General features: G+C 47.2%; 27 protein-coding genes. 3 read left to right on the plus strand and 24 right to left on the minus strand.

The features are described from left to right. Positions 1-79: 79 nt before the first annotated feature. Complete coding sequence (locus QRD89_RS16850) at positions 80-700, minus strand: hypothetical protein (RefSeq protein ID WP_026577878.1); 621 nt, start codon at positions 698-700, stop codon at positions 80-82. Between the two features lie 195 nt (positions 701-895). Between QRD89_RS16850 and QRD89_RS16855 the strand changes: the two genes are divergently transcribed. Together QRD89_RS16855 and QRD89_RS16860 are read left to right on the plus strand one after the other, a co-directional pair. After that, complete coding sequence (locus tag QRD89_RS16855; protein WP_008632402.1) at positions 896-1,075, plus strand: YjfB family protein; 180 nt, start codon at positions 896-898, stop codon at positions 1,073-1,075. Positions 1,076-1,121: 46 nt separating this feature from the next. After that, positions 1,122-1,289, plus strand: coding sequence for a hypothetical protein (locus QRD89_RS16860; protein ID WP_286095861.1), 168 nt, complete (start codon positions 1,122-1,124; stop codon positions 1,287-1,289). Between the two features lie 21 nt (positions 1,290-1,310). Here the strand turns inward: QRD89_RS16860 and QRD89_RS16865 are convergent, their stop codons facing one another. Both QRD89_RS16865 and fabZ read right to left on the minus strand, forming a co-directional pair. Further along, positions 1,311-1,604 (minus strand): hypothetical protein, encoded by a 294-nt coding sequence (locus tag QRD89_RS16865; RefSeq protein WP_152413287.1) that lies wholly within the window; start codon positions 1,602-1,604, stop codon positions 1,311-1,313. A 114-nt stretch (positions 1,605-1,718) separates the two neighbouring features. Beyond that, positions 1,719-2,141 (minus strand): 3-hydroxyacyl-ACP dehydratase FabZ, encoded by a 423-nt coding sequence (gene fabZ / locus QRD89_RS16870; RefSeq protein WP_008632383.1) that lies wholly within the window; start codon positions 2,139-2,141, stop codon positions 1,719-1,721. A 148-nt stretch (positions 2,142-2,289) separates the two neighbouring features. On the opposite strand from fabZ, the gene QRD89_RS16875 reads away from it, so the two are divergent. Further along, positions 2,290-2,433, plus strand: coding sequence for a lmo0937 family membrane protein (locus QRD89_RS16875; RefSeq protein WP_008632381.1), 144 nt, complete (start codon positions 2,290-2,292; stop codon positions 2,431-2,433). A 42-nt stretch (positions 2,434-2,475) separates the two neighbouring features. Here the strand turns inward: QRD89_RS16875 and QRD89_RS16880 are convergent, their stop codons facing one another. From QRD89_RS16880 to QRD89_RS16980, 21 genes are all read right to left on the minus strand, one after another. After that, entirely contained in the window at positions 2,476-3,558 is a 1,083-nt protein-coding gene (locus QRD89_RS16880; protein ID WP_286095863.1) for a class I SAM-dependent methyltransferase, read from the minus strand. Then, entirely contained in the window at positions 3,555-4,886 is a 1,332-nt protein-coding gene (locus QRD89_RS16885) for an FAD-dependent oxidoreductase (RefSeq protein WP_286095864.1), read from the minus strand. Before QRD89_RS16885 ends, QRD89_RS16880 begins: the two co-directional genes overlap by 4 nt. A gap of 150 nt (positions 4,887-5,036) precedes the next feature. Next, positions 5,037-5,327, minus strand: coding sequence for a DNA-directed RNA polymerase subunit beta (locus QRD89_RS16890; protein ID WP_286095865.1), 291 nt, complete (start codon positions 5,325-5,327; stop codon positions 5,037-5,039). Positions 5,328-5,347: 20 nt separating this feature from the next. Then, on the minus strand, positions 5,348-6,172 hold the full coding sequence (locus QRD89_RS16895) for a flagellar hook-basal body protein (RefSeq protein ID WP_008632374.1): 825 nt from the start codon (positions 6,170-6,172) through the stop codon (positions 5,348-5,350). A gap of 14 nt (positions 6,173-6,186) precedes the next feature. Continuing rightward, entirely contained in the window at positions 6,187-7,002 is an 816-nt protein-coding gene (locus QRD89_RS16900; protein ID WP_039870306.1) for a flagellar hook-basal body protein, read from the minus strand. 31 nt (positions 7,003-7,033) lie between these two features. Beyond that, positions 7,034-8,032 (minus strand): rod shape-determining protein, encoded by a 999-nt coding sequence (locus QRD89_RS16905; RefSeq protein WP_008632370.1) that lies wholly within the window; start codon positions 8,030-8,032, stop codon positions 7,034-7,036. Positions 8,033-8,293: 261 nt separating this feature from the next. Further along, on the minus strand, positions 8,294-8,575 hold the full coding sequence (gene spoIIID / locus QRD89_RS16910) for a sporulation transcriptional regulator SpoIIID (RefSeq protein ID WP_008632369.1): 282 nt from the start codon (positions 8,573-8,575) through the stop codon (positions 8,294-8,296). A 373-nt stretch (positions 8,576-8,948) separates the two neighbouring features. Then, positions 8,949-9,941, minus strand: a complete 993-nt coding sequence (spoIIQ, locus tag QRD89_RS16915; RefSeq protein ID WP_502875607.1) for a stage II sporulation protein SpoIIQ — start codon at positions 9,939-9,941, stop codon at positions 8,949-8,951. Between the two features lie 125 nt (positions 9,942-10,066). Then, positions 10,067-11,113 (minus strand): stage II sporulation protein D, encoded by a 1,047-nt coding sequence (gene spoIID / locus QRD89_RS16920; RefSeq protein ID WP_008632367.1) that lies wholly within the window; start codon positions 11,111-11,113, stop codon positions 10,067-10,069. Between the two features lie 125 nt (positions 11,114-11,238). Further along, positions 11,239-12,549 (minus strand): UDP-N-acetylglucosamine 1-carboxyvinyltransferase, encoded by a 1,311-nt coding sequence (gene murA, locus QRD89_RS16925; RefSeq protein WP_008632366.1) that lies wholly within the window; start codon positions 12,547-12,549, stop codon positions 11,239-11,241. A gap of 34 nt (positions 12,550-12,583) precedes the next feature. After that, a complete protein-coding gene (locus QRD89_RS16930; protein ID WP_286095866.1) occupies positions 12,584-13,294 on the minus strand; it encodes a YwmB family TATA-box binding protein in 711 nt (236 codons plus the stop codon). 98 nt (positions 13,295-13,392) lie between these two features. Further along, positions 13,393-13,626 (minus strand): DUF1146 family protein, encoded by a 234-nt coding sequence (locus tag QRD89_RS16935; RefSeq protein WP_008632363.1) that lies wholly within the window; start codon positions 13,624-13,626, stop codon positions 13,393-13,395. 221 nt (positions 13,627-13,847) lie between these two features. Beyond that, positions 13,848-14,252, minus strand: coding sequence for a F0F1 ATP synthase subunit epsilon (locus QRD89_RS16940; RefSeq protein ID WP_008632360.1), 405 nt, complete (start codon positions 14,250-14,252; stop codon positions 13,848-13,850). A gap of 75 nt (positions 14,253-14,327) precedes the next feature. Continuing rightward, positions 14,328-15,740 carry a F0F1 ATP synthase subunit beta gene (atpD, locus tag QRD89_RS16945; RefSeq protein ID WP_008632359.1) on the minus strand — a complete coding sequence of 471 codons (1,413 nt, stop codon included), beginning with the start codon at positions 15,738-15,740 and terminating at the stop codon, positions 14,328-14,330. A 42-nt stretch (positions 15,741-15,782) separates the two neighbouring features. Further along, the gene (locus QRD89_RS16950) at positions 15,783-16,646 is read right to left on the minus strand and encodes a F0F1 ATP synthase subunit gamma (RefSeq protein ID WP_008632358.1); all 864 of its coding nucleotides are present in this window, start codon (positions 16,644-16,646) and stop codon (positions 15,783-15,785) included. 33 nt (positions 16,647-16,679) lie between these two features. Continuing rightward, on the minus strand, positions 16,680-18,188 hold the full coding sequence (atpA, locus tag QRD89_RS16955; RefSeq protein ID WP_008632357.1) for a F0F1 ATP synthase subunit alpha: 1,509 nt from the start codon (positions 18,186-18,188) through the stop codon (positions 16,680-16,682). An 18-nt stretch (positions 18,189-18,206) separates the two neighbouring features. Next, positions 18,207-18,752, minus strand: a complete 546-nt coding sequence (locus QRD89_RS16960; protein ID WP_026577874.1) for a F0F1 ATP synthase subunit delta — start codon at positions 18,750-18,752, stop codon at positions 18,207-18,209. Beyond that, entirely contained in the window at positions 18,749-19,273 is a 525-nt protein-coding gene (gene atpF / locus QRD89_RS16965; protein ID WP_026577873.1) for a F0F1 ATP synthase subunit B, read from the minus strand. The genes QRD89_RS16960 and atpF overlap by 4 nt, the downstream gene beginning before the upstream one ends. A gap of 229 nt (positions 19,274-19,502) precedes the next feature. Beyond that, positions 19,503-19,715 (minus strand): F0F1 ATP synthase subunit C, encoded by a 213-nt coding sequence (gene atpE, locus QRD89_RS16970; protein WP_008632354.1) that lies wholly within the window; start codon positions 19,713-19,715, stop codon positions 19,503-19,505. A 50-nt stretch (positions 19,716-19,765) separates the two neighbouring features. Continuing rightward, positions 19,766-20,488 carry a F0F1 ATP synthase subunit A gene (gene atpB / locus QRD89_RS16975; RefSeq protein ID WP_008632352.1) on the minus strand — a complete coding sequence of 241 codons (723 nt, stop codon included), beginning with the start codon at positions 20,486-20,488 and terminating at the stop codon, positions 19,766-19,768. 24 nt (positions 20,489-20,512) lie between these two features. Beyond that, positions 20,513-20,881: an ATP synthase subunit I gene (locus QRD89_RS16980; protein ID WP_286095868.1), complete on the minus strand. Its 369-nt coding sequence runs from the start codon at positions 20,879-20,881 to the stop codon at positions 20,513-20,515.

The following is a 20,881-nucleotide window of genomic DNA, read 5'->3' on the forward strand; positions in this document are numbered from 1 at the left end:
CTTATTGTGGTAATAAATAACAGACGTTATGCGACGAGGGCACAAAAAAAGCCAAACCGGATCGGTTCGGCCGTGATGCCTATTGGAGGCTGTTTCCGAGCTGTGCCACGAGCAGATCGAGTTTCTTAATCTTGGGAAGCTCATATTCCGGGAAACGCTGATCAAAATGAGTAAAAAGCGGCTCCAGTGCTTCATCCTCCATCATTTCACCGAACGTATGGAAAGTATGCTGGTACTGGGCGATGTAGCGTTTCATTTTCTTATCAAAACCGGACAGATGATACGTGGATGAGAAATCGAACGCTTTAACAATATCGCTGTCATACGAGGGGAAGCTGGGGTTCAGGGTATGCAGCATAGAGGCAGCAAGTGGAAACTGCATCGTAGGATTCCCTTTGTGGTTCTTTACTTCGTACAGACGTTTCGTTATCTGGACGATATTCGGTCGTTCATGGTCCCGCTGTTCTTCCATCAGTTTGAAGTAACAGCTCTCAAACTCCTTCGTCAAACTCGGATTATCCAATCGGAAGAAATGCCGGAAGATAAATTGATAGAGCTTGTCATCCGGGACATACGTATCTTCAAACACCGTATGCAGGTAAAGGTAAACATCCAGTTTTTCCTGCGGAATGTTGTTGACCACTCTCTCTCGCTCTTCTAACAATAATTCTTTTAAATCTTGTGCCGTTCTGTACTTCATCAATAATCACCTCTATTCGCTTATTCCACGCATCTAAAAACTGGAAACTTATAATTGTAAAGTTTTTATGAATTGTTCTATCTTCATTCTACCGAACCGACGCCTATTTTCCAAAGGATATAGACAATCTCTGGTCAAAATATCCCTTCATCCTCCTCTCTCGTATTCCGATACAAGAAAGGAAGGAGGGATCAAATGGATATTGCAGCCTTATCAATGGCGCTGAGCACAACACAGTTGAAACAGCAGACGAACCTGGCATTGATGGATAAAGTGATGGGGGACGCCGATACAAAAGGGGCCCGGATGGTGGAGATGATGGAGAACTCCATCCCCCACCCGGATCTCGGAAACAGCCTTGATATAAAGGCGTAATCAAAAGATTGCCACCGGCGGGCGTGATGATAAAGGAGCTGAGCGAATGGACAAAAGAATGGCATGTACTGGTTACTCCCTTTTCTTAGCAGGCATCGCTTTATTTCTCCTGTCCCCGCCCAAAGCTCAGCCGGTCTTCGTACCGATCTTTACCATCGGTGGTCTCTGTCTACTGATTATCGCCTTATTTCTGTCCATGAAAAAAAGCCGCTGAACAGCGGCTTTTTAAGACTTATTATTCGTTGTCTTTGTTTTCATCGTTTTCCATCGTATCTTCGTTCGTCATGTCTTCTTCGTTCTGCTTCTCTTCTTCATTCATATCGTCTTCCATCTTGTTCTCATCGTCCTGCATATCTTCTTCCATCTTGTTCTCGTCTTCCTGCATATCCTCTTCCATGTTATCTTCTTCTTCCTGCATATTCTCTTCTGTGTTGTTATCGTCCTCCGCGGGCTCCTCTTCCGAAGCACACGCACCTAAAAGAGAAACAGCGAACAAAGCGACCAACAATTTAAGTAACAAAGCTTTCATGGACATTTCCTCCTTTTTGATGATTACGTGCTCTAGTATGTCCAGAAGAAGAGAATCCATCCATATTCCACCAAGAAAATAAAAAAACCCGGCAGCAGCTGCCGGGTCTCTCCATTATTTCAATGCAAACATGATTTCCGCTTCACAGGCAAGCTGCCCGTCGACGGTGGCTTTCGCTTTCCCTTTGCCGATCGGTCCTTTCAAACGGACAATTTCCACTTCCAGCTTCAACCGATCGCCCGGTTTAACCTGACGCTTAAAGCGGCACTTATCGATACCTGTGAAGAACGCCAATTTCCCTTGGTTTTCTTCTTTCTTAAGCATCGCAACCGCGCCCATCTGCGCTAAGGCTTCTGTAATAAGTACGCCGGGCATCACCGGATAATCCGGAAAATGGCCCTGAAAGAAGGGTTCGTTTATCGTTACATTCTTGTATCCAACCGCACGCTCGCCTTCGACAATCTCCTCTACCTGGTCGATTAATAGAAACGGGTAACGGTGGGGAATAATTTCTTTGATTTGTTCAATATCCAGCATCATCTTGCTCCTTTCATCAGTCCTGTTCTCCATTATAAGCGTAGATTCCACGTGGAACAAATCGTTTTCCGCAATTTCGTTTGACATACCGAAATTAGGGAATGCTAATTTCTAGATGACACATCTAAAGGAAGGAGGATGAACAATCATGCTTTGGACTATCTTTATTATCATATTGGTATTATGGCTGCTTGGCGTCATCGGTGGTATTGCAGGGAACCTCGTCCACATTCTCTTAGTGGTCGCACTGGTTGTACTCATCATCCGCCTCGTCCAAGGAAAACGATTATAGCTTTAAAAGGCTGCCTGCATAACTACTGCGGCAGCCTTTTTTTCATGAACTCCTTGTCCAGGCACTTTCCCCGGCAGAAGCCGGCACCTGCTCCCTGCTGTCTGTACCAGTCTGTCTGGCTTCCTGAACCAGAGAGGACGGACTCAGCCAGCACGTGTACCAGGATCCCTCTTTAACGATAGGGTCCAGATCAAACAGGTCATAGTTGCTTTTATTCGTTACACGTTCGAGCTCTGCTTTGTCTGGAAGAGCAAATAAATTGGAATGGGCAACGAAGAAACTATTGAACGCAGAGGAAAAGGCTTCTCCGTACATCGTTTCATTCATCGGAGTAATGACGGAAATAAGACCGTCCGGCTTCACATATCCATGCATCTGCTCGAGCAGACCCGACCGCTCATCCGGGTGAATATAATGAAAGAGATTGTGCAGCAGCACCACATCCGCCTTCCTATCCTCCGGGTTCCAGTCATGGACGTCCCCGACGACAAATTCGATATTCGGGTATCCCTCCGATGCCGCGCGGGCGCTCTCAATCACCTTCTGGTTGATATCGACCCCGATCATCCGGACGGAAGGATAAGTTGCAGCCAGTTTTCGTAAATAACAACCGTTTCCGCATCCAAGATCAATGACCGTGTCGATGTCTTTATCACGTAGTGTCTTCATTATTTTCTTCATGGCAAAATGCTCAAGCAGAGCAGACGTTTCGGCAACGACTTCTCCATGCCTGTCATGATCGAACTCCGCCCGCTCCAACGACCGCATTATATCCGGATACTGCAACAAAGTAGGGATATGAAGTTCCATCATTTCTTTAAGCAGCGCCTTCACCCCTGGAGACGATCGTTCACCCATGAGGCTTGCGCAATGTTTCTTCGAAGTGCGGTAGCGCCCGCCAGGCCGTTTCTTCAGATGCTTCACAGCAACACCGACTTTGACCCAGGAAGAGAGCAGGTCCATCGGATACCCCGTCTTCTCACTAATTACATCAATGGTTCGTGCCGTTTCGAATTCATCAAACAAGTCGAGCTCCGATCCGACATATGCATGCCAAATCGGTAAAAAGGATTCATTCTTCTTCATCCACTTCCTCGCCTGCATCACGGTGATCCATTCATTCATCTGATCCTTCCTTTCTCATTTTTTATCCAAGGGTAATCTTCCGCTTTCGAGAATAAGCGCCGGTACTGTTCCGTATCCTTCACCCGCCTCTTTCTTGCCGGAAGCATGTTTCCCTGAACCGCCCTGTCGGTTAATGTGAAATCCCATTTTCCTAATCCGGATATGTTCAGCATCTGCTTAACGTGCAGCTTATCATCTTCATACATCCGCTCCACAGCCCTGCATCTCAGCTTTCTCCACCACTCGTACCGGAAAGAATAAACGAGGGCGGACATATGACTCAAGGTAAGGAGAAAGGAGACACGAGGCTTTCTTACTTCTTCATAATAGTGAAGGTATTCATGATAGCTTTTTCCCTCTTCTTTACACCAGGCCAGCAGTTCCCCGAGCACGTCGGCATCCTGCACCGCTAAGTTCATACCTTCTCCCGCCATGGGATGTACCGTGTGGGCAGCGTCGCCGATCAATACAAGGTTACCGGCATAGTACCGATCGACATGATAGGTATAGGGAATCATAAGCTGGATATCGCGCCAGTCTCTGATGGCGCGGACGCCGTCCTTTAATTCAGGCGCAAGCTCGCTGTATGCTTCATAGAACCGCTCGAGTCCCTGTTTTTTGATTTGTTTATAACTCCCTGCTTCAATGAGGTAAACGGTACGGATCTCTTTGTCCGGCAAAGGGAATAAACCAAGGAAACCATTCGAAGTTGTAATGATTTTCCCCTTCGTGAAACGTTCCGGACGGGGAATAGTGACCGTGAGGAAATGATGATTATACTCTTTCCGTTCCATATGGACGTTCATCGCATCGCGCGTCGGTGAGCTTCTCCCTTCCGCTCCGACATACACGTCCGCCTGGATTGATATTCTCTCCCTCTTCTGTTTAACGACAGCTACACCGTTCTCAAAGCCCAGGAACCGGGCACCCGGGAGGTAGTGAAAGTATTGCTCAAACGATTTCCCTTTATTTCTGAGGATATCCTTTGTCTTCTCATGAGGGACCATCAATGCATGATCATATACGCTCGCTACTCTGCCGTAGTCAAGCTCGGTCAAACTGATTTCTTCAGGCGGACGCCCTTTCCTGCGGTGGACTTCCTGAAAACGGAGCTGATCGATCGGATGACCGCACGCTTCCACCTGTTCTCCAACGCCGATTCGGTCTAATATAGCAATGGTCTTCGGCTGAAGGAGTTCCCCCTTATAAGCAGGCGATTTCCTGTTCATCTGCTCTGCAATGACGACATGAACTCCTCTGCTGGCAAGCTTCGCAGCAAGCATCAGGCCCCCTACACCGCCGCCTGCAATGAATACATCTGTTTTCATAGTTTCCCTCCCGACTGACTTCGCTGTATCTACCTCATACCCCATAGGGGAATTTGAAAACATTGGAAGAACACAAAAAACACGGACTCTCATGAGTCCGTGTCGTCATATTCCGGAGGCTTCCACATATAATGAAGACAAGCCCGGTTTTTATTCTGTTTTCGTCACGATGTCCCATATATGCTGCCACGTTTCCACTTTCAGCGCATCTGTAGGATCACCATCACCGATCACACCATATCCGACCATCAATCCTATCAGTAAGGCAAGAGCACTGAGGAGGAGAACGATGAGGATCCGAAGCCATATCGGAAGAATCCGCCTGCGGGGTTTCTTTGTGGTCTTCTCTTTCTTCGGTTTATTCTTCCCTGCCTTCGGTTTGACGGCAGTTTCCTTCTCTTTCATTTGCTTTATCCCTTTTGCTTTAGGATCTGTTGCCATGGTCGTCTAACTCCTTACTATTATGATCTCAGCTGATTGACAAGCCCCATCATCTGGTCTCCTGTCGAAATCGACTTCGCGTTGAATTGATAAGCACGCTGAGCCATCAGCATATCCGTCATTTGTTTCGAAACGTCTACATTAGACGTTTCCAGCGTCCCACTTTTTAATACCGTTTCTCCCGGCTGGACCGCGGTAACCAGTCCATCCGCAGCAATACCGTCCGGAATACGGAATCGATTGCCGCCGACAGCTTCCAGCATACGTGGTCGGACCGCATCAACGACAGCAAGCCTACCTGCTGTTTCTTCTGCTCCATTACGCCGTACAACAACGGATCCGTCCGCATTCAGTGTAATGGATTGAAAGCCGTCTTCCAGGACAATCCGCTCCCCGTCTTCCCCTGCAACTGGATTGCCATTCGTATCCGTCAGCATGACTTCACCGTCATTCAACGGACTTAGATAAAAGTTCCCGGCACGGGTGTACTGTGTTTCTATACCTGCTTCTGTCGGAACTAAAACCTCGAACATGTGCCCTTCCTGAAGAAAAGCCGCATCAAGGGTGCGCCCCGTCTCCTGAAGGCTTCCAAGACTCAAATCAAGATTCGTATGTCCGATCCCGGCACCGGAACCGATCCGGATTCCGTCCGGTGTGAGCCGTCCCGTTTCCGCAAGATTATCTGACTGATTATCAATCTGCTGATACAAAAGAGAGGAAAAATCAGCACTACGGCTTTTATATCCTGTCGTTTGACTATTGGCCAGGTTGTTACCGATCAAGTCCAGCTTCGTCTGCAGCTGGCCCATTGTTACTGCTGATTGAATCATGGAACGATTGATCATGGCTGTTCCTCCCTTTACCGGACTCTGCCGATTTCTGTTACAGCTTTCTGCATGCTTTCATCATATGCTTTCAACACACGCTGATTCATTTCAAACGAACGATATGTATTCATCATTTCCGTCATCGTGGTCGCAGGATCAACGTTGGACTGTTCCAATTGTCCTTGCACCACATCAAAACGGACGGCTTCATTTCCCCCGGCATCCGCCAGGTCTTCCTCCGAACGGAACAAGTCGCTGCCTTCCTTGACCATGGATGCCGGATCAGCACTGTAGGCAAAGCCTAAAGCCACCTGCTGCCCGTCCAATTGAAGCGTACCATCCGTGTTTACAACAAAATCGATTCCGGACGTATTGATTGGATTCCCGGCTTCATCAAGGACATACCCGCCCTGATTGGTCGTAAGGAACCCTTCTCCATCCACCGTGAAGTTTCCATTTCTCGTATAGCGTTCTTCCCCATCATCGTTGCTGACACGGAAGAATACCATCCCTCCGTCATCCGGTACGCCTTGCTGAACGAGAGCCAGATCCGTCCCGACACCCGTCTCCCTTACGTCTCCCTGGACGAAGGAAGGGATAGATTCTTGCACATATACACCTGTGTTAAGGGATCCTACTTCTCTGTTGACAGGTATTTTCGTTCCACGTGATGTAGGCAGTGTGCGGCTTCCCATTTGTTCAATCAGAAGCTCAGGGAAAGACCGCATCGTCCCTTGATCCGCTTTGTACCCTGGAGTATAAGCATTGGCCATGTTATTCGATAATGTTTCCTGCATCCGCTGATTCGCCTTCATACCTGAGGCAGCTGTGTAGAATCCTCTCAACAAGGTGATCGCTCCTTCCGAATCTCAAGAAAAATTAAAACTTCGTCGAAATCCGTTTATCGATATTTTCAAGCATAATTCCTGTACCTGTCGCCACACAATCCATCGGTGCTTCTGCAACCAGAACCGGAACTTTCAGCTCCTCGGCAAGCAATTGATCGATTCCGTGAAGAAGCGCTCCTCCACCAGTCATGATCACACCACGATCGATGATATCCGCAGATAATTCCGGCGGCGTACGCTCCAGTACCTGCTTGGCTGCCTGAACAATCGCCTGAACAGATTCGCGCAGTGATTTCTCAATTTCTTCTGAGTTGACCGTAATCGTCCTCGGAAGCCCTGACACCATGTCACGACCGCGGATTTCGATCTCTTCATTTCTTGAACCAGGGAAGACCGTAGCGACACTGATTTTAATATCTTCCGCCGTACGCTCCCCAATTAGAAGTTTGTATTGTTTCTTGATGTATTGAAGTATTTCATGGTCGAACTTGTCTCCGGCCATTTTAATGGAAGACGCCGTTACGATATCTCCCATAGACAGCACAGCTACATCCGTTGTTCCTCCACCGATGTCTACAACCATATTACCGCTCGGTTGGAAAATATCCATACCAGCACCAATCGCAGCCACTTTCGGTTCTTCTTCCAAGTACACTTTCTTCCCGCCGGATTTCTCCGCCGCTTCTTTGATCGCCTTCTGCTCCACTTTCGTAATGTTTGTCGGGCAGCAGATCAGCATGCGCGGCTTAGAGAAGAATCCCTTCACGTTCGTCTTTTGGATAAAGTGCTTAAGCATCGCTTCCGTCACGTCAAAGTCCGCAATGACGCCATCCTTAAGTGGTCGGATCGCTTCGATGTTTCCAGGCGTACGTCCTACCATACGACGGGCTTCTTCGCCCACTTCCAATACTTTTCCTGTATTCCGGTCCATCGCTACGACGGATGGTTCATTCAATACGATTCCTTTACCTTTTACATGAATGAGTACATTCGCTGTACCGAGGTCGATTCCTATATCTCTCGCAAACATGTTCTGTAGATCCTCCCTATTGTATAAGCATAACCGCTCTCCAAACCTAATCCGCTCAAGAGAAACGGATATACGTTGGGACATTGGCGTTTCAGTCATCTCGCTGACTTAGTTTTTCCCAAATGATTCGAGTATATTTTGGCTTTGTACATTACACATCTAATTCTATATTCTATCACAAAATTACGACATTCGTCTCATGGGAAAAGAAAAAAGTTACCAATGTCGAGGATTTTTGACAAAGGGAGGGGACTTATCTATTTAAGCGAGAGGCTGCACCGGATGATCTTCTATGATTTGGGTCTTATATTTGCGCCTCGTAGCTTCTCCGCCGCGCAGATGACGGATTTCTTTATGATAATCAAGGATCTTTTTGACTTCCTTCGCAAGCTCCGGATTCACTTCCGGAAGCCGTTCCGTCAAATCTTTGTGTACCGTACTCTTGGAAACACCGAATTCTTTAGCAATCACTCTCACCGTTTTCTTTGTTTCGATAATGTGCTCCCCGATCTTGATAGTCCTCTCTTTGATGTAATCATGCACTCCACTCGCCTCCTGTGATTGACTATCCAAGGGGGTGGGCTTCATTGGAAAGCGCAGCGATATTAAGTGGGCGTTTAGGTTCATAGGTGTTTATCCTGATGTATCACCCTGGATGTTACCGAGTGCTCGGTTATCCTCATTGTATTAATGAAACCTGCCGGATATGCCACAGGATGCAAGTGTGTTGCTGTTCTTTCGGATTATGCCCATTTTTTCATGGAATAAGCAGCCCTCCTTTTCACCAAAGGAGGGCTGCTTAGAGGCAGCGGATATTCCCACATACGGGGAAGGCGCCGTTTTATATTATATGGGACCTTCTTCCAAAACAAGGAACGATTCGACCAATAAAAAAAAGAGGGCGGATGCCCTCTTTTTATGCTTGTGTAGAAGAGATGGAGGAAGCACTTTCTTCATCCGGTGCCTGCTCTCCTTCTTCGGTTTGAGTTGGATCTTCTTCCACGTCTGCATCTTCCTGGCTTCCATCTTCAGGAGTTTCCGCCTGATCTTGAGATGGCGCCTCTTCAGAAGCATCGTCGGAAGTCTGTTCTTCCGCACCCTCTGCTGGATCATCGGCAGGAGCTTCTTCTGTTCCTTGCGCATCCTCTTCTGCAGGTGCTTCTTCTTTCGCTTCTTCAGCTTCTTGAGCCTTCTCTTTAATTTGAGTCATCGGCTGTCCGAAGAAGCTTTCCGGGTTGATCGGCTGTCCTTCGTTACGAACTTCAAAGTGGACGTGTACACCGCTTGCCTGGCCGAAGGAGTTGCGTCCGGCAGAACCGATAACGTCCCCTTGAGCAACGTCCGATCCCGCTTTCACTTCTACATCCTCAAGGCTTGCATAAACCGTTGCGACTTCATCTTCATGACTGATTTCTACAACGTTACCATACAATGGATCTTCTTTCACTTCCGTGACTGTCCCTGATAAGGAAGCCGTTACTTCAAACGTTTCCCCATCTTCCCTAGTGATGTCGACGCCTTCACTTTGATAGTATTTATTGTTGTATAGGACCAGTGCACTTTCCTGTTCTTCTTCAGACGAGTTGTAATCATAGAATTTTGTAACGATGGAAGCTGCTTGTTCGTCCGCTACGGGCATCTTCAGATTCTCTTTGCTGTCCATGACCGGTACTGCTTCTTCTCCGTCTTTCGTCAGGAATTCATCCTGTACGTCGGACTGCGGTGTTTCCGCAACCTGATCTTGTCCATCATTTGATCCTTGATACCAGAACACACCGACGAGCACCAGAGCTGCTACAGACAAGTACAAAGCTGGATACAACCACTTCTTGCGCATCAAGCGTTTAAACTTTAATTTTGTCACGCTTTTTTTACCTTCCTCTTTCATGTTCATCACCTCAAAAACCATTCTGAACAGTTATGAGCCAATATATACATGAACAGGAAAAATTTATGATGAACGAATAAGGAATCCAGGCACACACGCTCAAGAATGCGAATATAAGAGAAAGAGCCGCTCCGAAGAGCCGCTCTTTAGTCAGACGATGGATCCTCCGATGTACCCTCAGCAGAAGCAAGGGCTGCCGTCTGAGTGCTTAATGGGGAAATTTCTGTGTTGTGATAGTAATGCTGGATGATATCTTTATATGTTTTTCCCGATTTGGCCATTCCATTCGCTCCGTATTGGCTCATGCCGACACCGTGCCCATAGCCTTTCGTCGTGAAGATGATGTGATCGTCCTTCTGCTGGATCGTGAAATCACTGGAAGGAAGACCGAGCTTTTCTCTCACTTCTCTTCCTGTAAACACTTGATTGCCGAAATGGACTTCATCCACCCGGTTTCCTTCTGTCTTCGTAATGGACGTTTGACTCAGACCATCCACGGTAACGCCGAGCGTCTGTTGAAGCTCAGATACAGATACAACCTTTTGATCCGTAAACTTCGGTGAATCAGCATCCCATGGGCTCTCTACACTTTGCAGATAGGGGATATCATTCTCCCAGTAATCGCCGGCATTTTCCGTATAGCCGTTACTCGTAGAGAAAAAGGATGCCGTGATGGGCTCATGGTCGTACGTGATGATCTCACCAGCCGTCGCTTCCACAGCTTCGGTGATTTTCGCCATATTTGCATCATAATCATCTTTCCACAAATTTCTCAACTCATCTTCATCTTTATACACTTGATGATTAACGGTATCTGTGACATCCGCCTGTTCCGATACTTTGCTGCCTTCGACTAAATATCTAGTGATATACGTCCTTGCTGCGAGTGCCTGCGCCTTCAATGCTTCCAATTCGAAGTTAACAGGCATTTCCGAAGCTACCACCCTTGCAACATACGTTTCGATCGGTACCTGCTCCACTTCCTGACTGTTGCTGCGCAGAACCTTGACAGCGAGGGAAGAACTTTCTGCTGAAGCCGATTTGGCAGCTTTTTGTTCCTCAGGGTGCTCCTGAACGGTTTCTGTCTTGTTGGAATTGGTGAAAGGTACGACGATCAAGGTTGGAATGATTAGTATCACGATAAACAAACTCCCTAATGCGAGTAGTCCGACTCCATTGCTTTTCTTCTTCATCCGCATCCTCCTGGTTCCAAAAGTAGATCTCTACTAAAATGTATCCAGAAATGGGAGATGATAGAACCAAAAAAGCTTGCCCGTTTCAAAAATATTGAAACAGACAAGCAATGAGGATGTATATATTATAATGTCGATACAGATTCGCTCGGCTCATGTTCTTCTGCATAATGCTCATCTTCATGGATGCGTTCAATATCCGCACCAATTCCGGCAAGTTTACCTGCAAAATCAACATAACCGCGATCCAAGTGTTTCAGTTCTGTTACGCGCGTGTAGCCATCTGCGACGAGGCCGGCCAGAATAAGTGCCGCACCTGCACGCAGGTCTGTCGCCTGTACTTCTGCACCTTGAAGGGTGGAAGGACCTTCGACGATTACACTGCGTCCTTCGATTTTAAGGTTAGCGTTCATGCGACGGAACTCTTCGACGTGCATGAAACGATTCTCAAAAACGGTCTCTGTAATGACGCTGGTCCCAGGGGCATTCAGCATCAAAGCCATCATTTGTGACTGCATATCTGTCGGGAATCCCGGGTGAGGCATCGTCTTAATATCCGTCGCTTTCAGGATATCAGGACCAATAACACGTAATCCATCGCCCTCTTCTTCGATGATGACACCCATCTCTTCCATCTTGGATACAAGAGAACGTAGATGCTCATGCAGCGCTCCTTTTACAAGGACGTTACCGCCGGTGATAGCCGCAGCCACCATGAAGGTACCCGCTTCAATGCGGTCAGGAATGATCGTGTGTACAGCTCCTGTAAGCTTCTCCACACCTTCGATGCGGATTGTTTCTGTTCCGGCACCGACAATCTTGGCACCCATCTTGTTTAAATAGTTGGCAAGGTCAACAATTTCCGGCTCTTTGGCACAGTTCTCAAGTACGGTTTTCCCTTCCGCCAATGCTGCAGCCATCATCACGTTCTCCGTTGCCCCTACACTCGGAACATCGAAGTAGATTTTGGCGCCCTGCAGGCGTCCGTTTACTTCCGCCTCGACATAACCGTTACCAACGGTTACTTCTGCTCCCATCGCTTCAAACCCTTTCAGGTGTTGATCGATAGGACGGGAACCGATTGCGCAACCACCAGGGAGGGCAACCTTAGCATGGCCATAGCGGGCCAAAAGTGGTCCCAGTACAAGAACAGAAGCGCGCATCTTTCTCACATATTCGATTGGTGCTTCTGTTTCCAACCTGCCAGAAGCATCCACTGTAACTGTATTTCCAACCATATTGACGTCTGCGTTCATATGTCTGATTACTTCGTTAATTGTGTGTACATCGGCTAAAGCAGGTACTTCGTGGAGTACGCTTTTTCCTTCACTTGCAATTATACTTGCTGCGATGACAGGCAGTACGGCATTCTTGGCACCTTCTACTTTGACGGTACCATTCAGCTGCCTCCCACCACGGACGATGATTTTTTCCAAGGTTCATTCTCCTCCGCGTCCATATTCACTATTATTAATATTCAGCAGTAATAATGGGTGTGCCAATAGTGATGTTTGTCTCCCCGCCCAAAGTTCTTGATGCGAATTGAACATTCATCGGTTGATCCCCCGTAGGTATTGACTGACCCCATTCGGTTGTATGGCCGGATCTGCTAGTCCAGCCTTCTTCGTCGACTTCATCTATTGTTGTAACGTTGAAAGCTTCTTTGAATTCTTGATATACTAAAACATCGTTAATAATACCATTATAATTCGCCTTAAGACAAGAGAAAATGGTAGCAGTTTTCGAGAAAAGTCGACTTTTTACTTCCTTCAGTAAAGATGATGATTGCGCTTGTTCTAAAGAGGGTGTTCCCTGTCCTCCGATGGCATAAACCATTTCCACACTGCTCTTCATTTTTTTGGGAACAATCAATATATAAGATTCGACGATATCTGAATGTTTATGTCGGTTTTTCACCGAATATTTTACAGCATTCTTCAAATCTTCCCGCTTCATTTCCCTGTGGTCCGTAAGAGAGAGGATTTCCTTCTGCATCTTCTCGAATGATGAAGCATCGATCGTTTCTTTTATTGTAATTGTCCACTCATTCACTTCTAGCTGCTTATCCTCAGCAAATGACGCAATGTCCATGAGCTCTTCATGGCCTTCTATCATTTCCTGTGGATAAGCACCTGTACCGATGATAAGCAATGCAATAATTCCAGTTAAAACACTCTTCATTTTTATATGCCTCCCCAAGCATCAACTTACTATAAGTTTGACCTTGGCAGGCGGGATTCATACAGGACATTTGCTAACAACATTAGACAAATGAATCCTTAAAACAAATAGACCAGGCTGTTCGACCATTTAATGAAATCAAGAAAGAAATTACTGACCGTCGTGCCGATGGCGATCGTGATCAGGATGACGAGAATCCGTGCTTCGAAAACTTTGTTTCTTCTGAACAACGAATCGAAATTCACTGATTGAAGCACACGCCACGTAATGATGATGAAGATTAAATGGGACGTCATACTGAGAATGGCTTCTTCAGCAAAATACTGTTCCAAAACAAACACTCCTTCTTAAATAATGTCGACTTTCCCATCATACTATCAAACGGTTGCTGTGAATAGGAAAACGAGCGACAAAAGAGGAAATAAAACGATTCATTTCCCGGGGAATAACCGTTTGTTCTGGCGAATTTTACTTTTTAAGCCACAATTAGAAATAAATAGAAACAAAACTCGGACTTTCTACAAAAAAACAAACTGCTCTCATGTGAAAGCAGTCAGAAAGTGTTATCGTAAACATCCAAACGATTGATGGCTCGTTTGAGCGCCATTTCAGCCCGTTGGAAATCGATATCGGCTTGTTTATCTTGGAGTCGGCGTTCCGCACGTTCTTTTGCCATTTGTGCACGATCGGCATCAATATCCGACGGCCTTTCAGCAGATTGTGCAAGGATGGTCACTTTATCCGGACGGACTTCAAGAAATCCTCCGCTTACAGCAATCCGTTCCGACCGCTCTCCGCCCTTCAGGCGCACAGCACTGATCGTCAACGGAGCCACCATAGGAATGTGCCCCGGAAGAATTCCGAGTTCCCCGCTCTCCGCCTTACAACTCACCATTTCAAATGCATCTTCCAACACCGGGCCATCAGGAGTGACGACACTCACCGTCAGTGTACTCATACGTATTCCTCCTCGGCAGTGATCGTGAAGAAGGAAGGAACTCTACCGGAGAGCCCCTCCGCTTTCACGAATCGTTTATTGCATTTGTTTTGATTTCTCAACCACTTCTTCGATGCGACCGACAAGGCGGAAAGCATCTTCCGGAAGATCGTCATATTTACCTTCAAGAATTTCCTTGAAGCCTTGCACTGTTTCCGCAACGGGAACATAAGAACCCGGCTGACCAGTGAACTGTTCGGCAACGTGGAAGTTTTGGGACAGGAAGAACTGAACACGGCGCGCACGTGCAACCGTCATCTTATCTTCATCGGAAAGCTCGTCCATACCGAGAATCGCGATAATGTCCTGCAGTTCTTTGTAACGTTGAAGCGTCCGCTGAACTTCACGCGCCACCTCGTAGTGCTCTTCTCCGACGATATCCGGATCAAGGGCACGGGATGTAGAGGCAAGCGGGTCTACGGCAGGGTAGATCCCTTGCTCAGAAAGCTTACGCTCAAGGTTTGTCGTCGCATCCAAGTGAGCGAACGTTGTCGCTGGAGCAGGGTCCGTGTAGTCATCGGCAGGGACATAAATCGCCTGGATCGACGTAACAGATCCTTTATCCGTGGACGTGATTCGTTCCTGAAGTTGACCCATCTCTGTTGCCAATGTCGGCTGGTAACCTACAGCTGACGGCATACGTCCGAGTAGGGCGGATACTTCCAGACCACCTTGTGTGAAACGGAAGATGTTATCGATGAAGAACAGAACGTCCTGACCTTGCTCATCACGGAAGTATTCCGCCATGGTAAGTCCGGAAAGAGCGACACGCATACGTGCTCCAGGCGGCTCGTTCATCTGACCGAAGACCATCGCCGTCTTCTTAATAACTCCGGAATCCGTCATTTCCCAGTAAAGGTCATTTCCTTCACGAGTACGTTCTCCGACGCCCGCGAATACGGAAATACCACCGTGTTCCTGGGCGATGTTATTGATAAGCTCCTGGATCAATACGGTTTTCCCTACTCCGGCTCCACCAAAGAGTCCGATTTTACCACCTTTAACATAAGGGGCAAGCAGGTCGACGACTTTAATTCCTGTTTCAAGGATTTCTGTCTCTGTCGCCAGGTTTTCAAACGTAGGAGCACTGCGGTGGATAGGGTCGCGGCGGACGTCTTCCCCCAGTGGCTCATCCAGGTCGATATTTTGACCAAGTACATTGAATACACGTCCAAGCGTCACGTCTCCGACAGGTACAGAGATCGGTTTCCCTGTGTCTGTAACGGGTGTGCCGCGCATAACACCTTCGGTAGATGACATCGCTACCGTACGGACGGTATTGTCACCAAGGTGAAGAGCGACTTCCAATGTAAGGTCGACGTTTGTTTCATTTTCAGATTGCGCATCATAGCTGACATGCAATGCGTTATTAAGATCCGGGAGGCTGCCTTCGTCAAATGTAACGTCCACAACCGGTCCCATGATCTGAGTCACGCGTCCTTTACTCATCGATTTCCCTCCTAACTTACTTTGAACAAAAAACGGTTTTCCCTATTCGAGAGCGGCTGCACCGCCGACGATTTCGGTAATCTCCTGGGTAATGGCAGCTTGACGTGCACGGTTGTAAGATAGCGTCAGATCTCCGATTAAATCATCAGCATTATCTGTCGCACTCTTCATTGCCGTCATCCGTGCCGCGTGTTCACTTGCTTTACTGTCAAGCAGGGCACCATATATTAAGCTCTCTGCGTATTGAGGAAGCAGTACTTCGAGAATCTCTTCTTGGTTCGGCTCATACTCATAAGAACTTCGGCTGGCTTTGCCGCTTTGACTCAAATCTGTCAGTGGAAGAATTTTCTTCTCCGTCACTTCCTGAGTGATCGCACTGACATAGTGGTTATAGTAAATATACAGCTGATCAATTCTTTCATCTGTATATAATTGAATTGTATCAGAAGCAATATCCTTGATATCAGCGAATTCAGGCTGATCCGAGATACCGGTGATATCCATATCTACAGGCATGTTCCGCTTACGGAAGAAATCACGCCCGATACGTCCCATCGTAATCAGGGTATATTCCTCTGCAGATGTATGGTGATCACGGATCTGGTTGTAAACCTTACGCAGAATGCTGCTGTTAAATGCTCCCGCAAGCCCACGGTCTGATGTAATGACGAGATATCCCGTCTTCTTCACATCCCGTGCCTCCAGCATCGGGTGACTTGCATCACCACCGCCGTTTGCGATACTCGCAACGACATCCTGGATTTTTTCACTATAAGGAACGAATTTTTTGGCATTCTGCTCGGCACGGTTCAGCTTGGAAGCCGACACCATTTCCATTGCCTTCGTAATTTGTTTCGTCTTCTTCGTAGACGTAATCCGACCTTTTATATCTCTAAGGGATGCCACGCTGTTTCACCACCCTTTCCAGCTATCATTCATTTACTCCGAAACGACAAACGTTTTCTTGAACGCTTTGACAGCTTCGCTCATATCGCTGTCTTCACCAAGTTTACCTGTCTCACGGATTTGGGAAAGCAGCTCTTTGCGGTTGTTGTCCAACCACAGGTGGAACTCGGATTCGAAACGAGTGATATCCTGTACTGGAATATCATCAAGGAAACCTTTCGTCAGTGCATAAATGATCATGACCTGTTTTTCAACAGCAAGCGGCTGATGCAGGCCTTGTTTCAGTACTTCTACTGTACGGGCACCACGATTCAGTTTCGCCTGTGTCGATTTATCCAAGTCGGAACCGAACTGAGCGAATGCTTCCAGTTCACGATAAGAAGCCAGATCCAAACGAAGGGTACCTGCAACCTTCTTCATCGCTTTAATTTGTGCGGATCCCCCTACACGTGATACAGAAAGACCTGCGTTGATCGCCGGACGTACACCGGAGAAGAACAAGTCGGACTGAAGGAAGATCTGTCCGTCTGTAATGGAGATAACGTTCGTTGGAATATAGGCAGAGATGTCGCCCGCCTGTGTTTCTACGAATGGAAGAGCAGTCAAAGATCCTCCGCCTTTCGCATCACTAAGCTTCGCGGCACGCTCCAGCAAACGGGAGTGAAGATAGAATACGTCTCCCGGGAATGCTTCACGGCCTGGTGGACGACGAAGCAGCAAGGAAAGTTCACGATAAGCAGCTGCCTGCTTGGACAAGTCATCATAAACGACAAGTACGTGCTTTCCGTTGTACATGAAGTCTTCTCCCATTGCAACGCCGGCATATGGTGCCAGGTAAAGAAGTGGTGCAGGTTGGGAAGCACTTGCAGTTACGACGATCGTGTAATCCAAAGCCCCGTGACGGCGCAATGTTTCCACCGTACCACGGACAGTAGATTCTTTCTGCCCGATCGCTACATAGATACATATCATGTCTTGATCGTGCTGGTTCAAAATCGCATCGATAGCGACAGATGTTTTACCGGTTTGACGGTCACCAATGATCAATTCACGCTGCCCACGTCCAATTGGAACAAGTGCATCGATCGCTTTAATGCCGGTTTGAAGAGGTTCGTGTACGGATTTACGATCCATAACCCCTGGTGCCGGAGATTCGATTGGACGGGATTTCGTCGTTTCAATCGGTCCGAGTCCGTCGACCGGCTGGCCTAGAGGGTTTACGACACGTCCAAGCATTTCCTCTCCTACAGGCACCTGCATGATACGTCCTGTACGACGAACTTCATCGCCTTCTTTAATATCTGTATATGGTCCAAGAATGACAAGACCAACGTTACTTTCTTCCAAGTTCTGTGCCAAGCCCATAACACCATTGGAGAACTCAACCAGCTCACCGGCCATGACGTTATCAAGACCATGAGCACGTGCGATCCCGTCACCGACCTCGATTACGGTCCCCACATCATTGACTTCTATATCTGATTCATAGTTTTCAATCTGCTGCTTAATCAGCGCACTGATTTCTTCAGCTTTGATGCTCATGCCATTTCACCCCTATCATCATTTGTTCGTAGATATCAGCTTACGTTCGATGCGGCGCAGCTTCCCGCTGACCGATCCATCGAAGATCCGATTGCCGATTCTTACACGTAGACCGCCGAGAATGGAAGGGTCTACAATATTTCTAAGGTTCAAAGACTGTTTACCGACTTTTGGCGCGAAGGCCGCTGATACACGCTGCTTCTCTTCTTCAGAGAGCTCGCGCACAGAGTAAACATCCGCATCCGCCGTTCCTTTGGCATCATTCATCATAGTGATGAACTGCCCGATCATCTCCACGATGATATCCTCCCGGTGACGCTCGACGAGGAGCTGAACCGTATTTACGATTTCAACTGAGAAAGACTGGAGCGACTGGCGCACCGCTTCTTTCTTCTGATCGATAGTCACACGTGGATGCTTAAGGAAGGCCAACCATTGGGCATCGCCCTTATATACTTCACGCAATGTCAATAATTCCGTTTCGAACTGCTCTAGTTTAGATCTCTCTTTTCCAAGTTGAAAAAGAGCTTCCGCATAGCGTTTTGCAATGATCATTTCGCTCATCGCTCTTTACCTGCCTCATCGATATATTGATTGATCAATGTATCCTGATCCTTCTCGGAGAGTTCCTTCTCGATCACTTTCGATGCAATCATGACAGACATGGATGCAACTTGATCTTTAAGAGCCTGGACAGCTTTCTCCTTCTCCTGTTCGATTTCCTGTCGAGCCGATTCTTTCATGCGCTCTGCTTCGGCACGGGCCGATTCCAGAATATCTTTTTCCTGTTGGACAGCCGTCTTACGGGCATCCTCAATGATATTCTGTGCATCCTGGCGAGTCGCCTTCAGCTCATCAGAAGCTTCCTTCTGCATGCGCTGCGCTTCTTCACGGCTTTTCTCCGCCGTATTGATTTCATTAGCTACGTAATCTTCACGTTCTTTCATCATATTCATCAATGGTCCCCAAGCAAACTTACCCAAAAGAGCAAGCAGCAATAGGAAGAAAATGAGCTGAATGATCATGTCACCAACATGTAGTCCTCCTTCAGCACCGAGGACCAGACTATTTGTGAATCCTTGCACAGTTTTCACTCCTCTCCACACCATCTCGTAACAGGTTTTTGCCTGAGGCACTGCTCATCCCACCTCGATGGCGGTGCCTTACAAGCGAAAAACCCGGCTTCCGCTGTTAAACAGCTTCCGTCGAAGTTTTCTTACCATGACTTGCGGGTATATAGTTTTCGTAAAGTATAAAGGAAAGGCGAAGATCGATGGAGTTGAACTTCGCCATAAGCGTATATACTCGTCCGCTTTATCTACCCATTACGATGAATGCAATAACAACGCCGATGATAGGAATCGCCTCTACTAGTGCGACACCGATGAACATTGTTGTTTGAAGAGCACTGCGCAATTCTGGTTGACGCGCAATCCCTTCTACTGTACGACTTACGATTAGACCGTTACCAATACCAGCACCAAGTGCCGCTAAACCTACTGCGATTGCAGCTGCTAATAGACCCATAATGAAAATCCTCCTTAATATTTTAAAAAAGTTGATTATATTACTTTATATTAATGGTCTTCGCTCACTTTGTGAGACATATAAACCATCGTTAACATAACGAAAATGAACGCCTGGATAAAGCCGATGAATGTACTGAAGCCCATCCATGCAATCATCGGAAGGGTTGCCCCGATAAATCCTCCTATACCACCCGCTGCCATTGTAACGAGCAGGCTTAAAAGGATCTCTCCTGCATAAATGTTACCGTAAAGACGCAGACCGAGTGTCAGCGTATTGGAAAATTCCTCGATGATCTTGAAAGGAAGCAATAGTGGCAAAGGACGAATAAATCCTTTAGCATATTCTCTGCCGCCCCGTAACTTGACACCGTAATAATGAGTCAGCACAACGACCAAGGTTGCAAGCGTCAACGTGATTCCGGGATCCGCCGTCGGTGATTTCCACCAAAGCGTATGCCCTACGACACCATTGGTTACGACCCCGAGCATGTTGGCAACGAAAATGTAGGCGAATAAAGTAAGGCCGAGTGGCAAGAATAGCCTTCCCGTCTTCCAGTCCATGTTTGATCCAATGATTCCTTTAATGAAATCAATCAGCCATTCCATGAAATTCTGGTACCCTTTCGGATATCGCTTCATATTCCTTGTCGCCGCTACGCCGAGGATAAATACAATCAAGGAAGCAACAAACATCATCAATACGTTAGATAAGTTGAAATCCAGCCAAGAGATCCCAAACGCATCCTCTAATATCGGTGATTCGTGATTCAAACTGTTCACCTACCTTCCATCTTGCTAAACTGTTGATTTATGGAACAGATAATCTATTAAAATGACAATATAGGCTGCCATTAAGCCCAATACTACTGAAATTAAATGGAAATTTTCTTCAAACTGAAGGGCTATGACTACGGCCAGTGCGCCGGAAGCCAATCGCGTAAAGGTGCCAATTCCTCCTACTTTGCGGTTTTCCGCAGAAGCTTCGCCGAGCATGCGAATCTTACGCTGCATAAGCCAGAGGTTGTAGAAGCTCAATGCACTTCCAAGTAGAAGTCCGAGGAAAATTGACGGCCATGGGGTTACGCCCCATCCAAGTACGAAAAGAGCCAGAAGATAGAACATCCATTTTCTTTGACGGGCTATCATGTGCTGATATGTCTGCAT

It is taken from the genome of Halobacillus sp. ACCC02827 (genome assembly GCF_030291935.1).
Taxonomy (GTDB): domain Bacteria; phylum Bacillota; class Bacilli; order Bacillales; family Halobacillaceae; genus Halobacillus.

What these genes read in the sequence shown, in the direction of transcription:
- QRD89_RS16850 (WP_026577878.1), bottom strand. Translation starts at nt 700, where the DNA reads ATGAAGTACAGAACGGCACAAGATTTAAAAGAATTATTGTTAGAAGAG.
- QRD89_RS16855 (WP_008632402.1), top strand. Translation starts at nt 896, where the DNA reads ATGGATATTGCAGCCTTATCAATGGCGCTGAGCACAACACAGTTGAAA.
- QRD89_RS16860 (WP_286095861.1), top strand. Translation starts at nt 1,122, where the DNA reads ATGGACAAAAGAATGGCATGTACTGGTTACTCCCTTTTCTTAGCAGGC.
- QRD89_RS16865 (WP_152413287.1), bottom strand. Translation starts at nt 1,604, where the DNA reads ATGAAAGCTTTGTTACTTAAATTGTTGGTCGCTTTGTTCGCTGTTTCT.
- fabZ (WP_008632383.1), bottom strand. Translation starts at nt 2,141, where the DNA reads ATGCTGGATATTGAACAAATCAAAGAAATTATTCCCCACCGTTACCCG.
- QRD89_RS16875 (WP_008632381.1), top strand. Translation starts at nt 2,290, where the DNA reads ATGCTTTGGACTATCTTTATTATCATATTGGTATTATGGCTGCTTGGC.
- QRD89_RS16880 (WP_286095863.1), bottom strand. Translation starts at nt 3,558, where the DNA reads ATGAATGAATGGATCACCGTGATGCAGGCGAGGAAGTGGATGAAGAAG.
- QRD89_RS16885 (WP_286095864.1), bottom strand. Translation starts at nt 4,886, where the DNA reads ATGAAAACAGATGTATTCATTGCAGGCGGCGGTGTAGGGGGCCTGATG.
- QRD89_RS16890 (WP_286095865.1), bottom strand. Translation starts at nt 5,327, where the DNA reads ATGGCAACAGATCCTAAAGCAAAAGGGATAAAGCAAATGAAAGAGAAG.
- QRD89_RS16895 (WP_008632374.1), bottom strand. Translation starts at nt 6,172, where the DNA reads ATGATCAATCGTTCCATGATTCAATCAGCAGTAACAATGGGCCAGCTG.
- QRD89_RS16905 (WP_008632370.1), bottom strand. Translation starts at nt 8,032, where the DNA reads ATGTTTGCGAGAGATATAGGAATCGACCTCGGTACAGCGAATGTACTC.
- spoIIQ (WP_502875607.1), bottom strand. Translation starts at nt 9,941, where the DNA reads ATGGTTTTTGAGGTGATGAACATGAAAGAGGAAGGTAAAAAAAGCGTG.
- spoIID (WP_008632367.1), bottom strand. Translation starts at nt 11,113, where the DNA reads ATGAAGAAGAAAAGCAATGGAGTCGGACTACTCGCATTAGGGAGTTTG.
- QRD89_RS16930 (WP_286095866.1), bottom strand. Translation starts at nt 13,294, where the DNA reads ATGAAGAGTGTTTTAACTGGAATTATTGCATTGCTTATCATCGGTACA.
- QRD89_RS16940 (WP_008632360.1), bottom strand. Translation starts at nt 14,252, where the DNA reads ATGAGTACACTGACGGTGAGTGTCGTCACTCCTGATGGCCCGGTGTTG.
- atpD (WP_008632359.1), bottom strand. Translation starts at nt 15,740, where the DNA reads ATGAGTAAAGGACGCGTGACTCAGATCATGGGACCGGTTGTGGACGTT.
- atpA (WP_008632357.1), bottom strand. Translation starts at nt 18,188, where the DNA reads ATGAGCATCAAAGCTGAAGAAATCAGTGCGCTGATTAAGCAGCAGATT.
- QRD89_RS16960 (WP_026577874.1), bottom strand. Translation starts at nt 18,752, where the DNA reads ATGAGCGAAATGATCATTGCAAAACGCTATGCGGAAGCTCTTTTTCAA.
- atpE (WP_008632354.1), bottom strand. Translation starts at nt 19,715, where the DNA reads ATGGGTCTATTAGCAGCTGCAATCGCAGTAGGTTTAGCGGCACTTGGT.
- QRD89_RS16980 (WP_286095868.1), bottom strand. Translation starts at nt 20,881, where the DNA reads ATGCAGACATATCAGCACATGATAGCCCGTCAAAGAAAATGGATGTTC.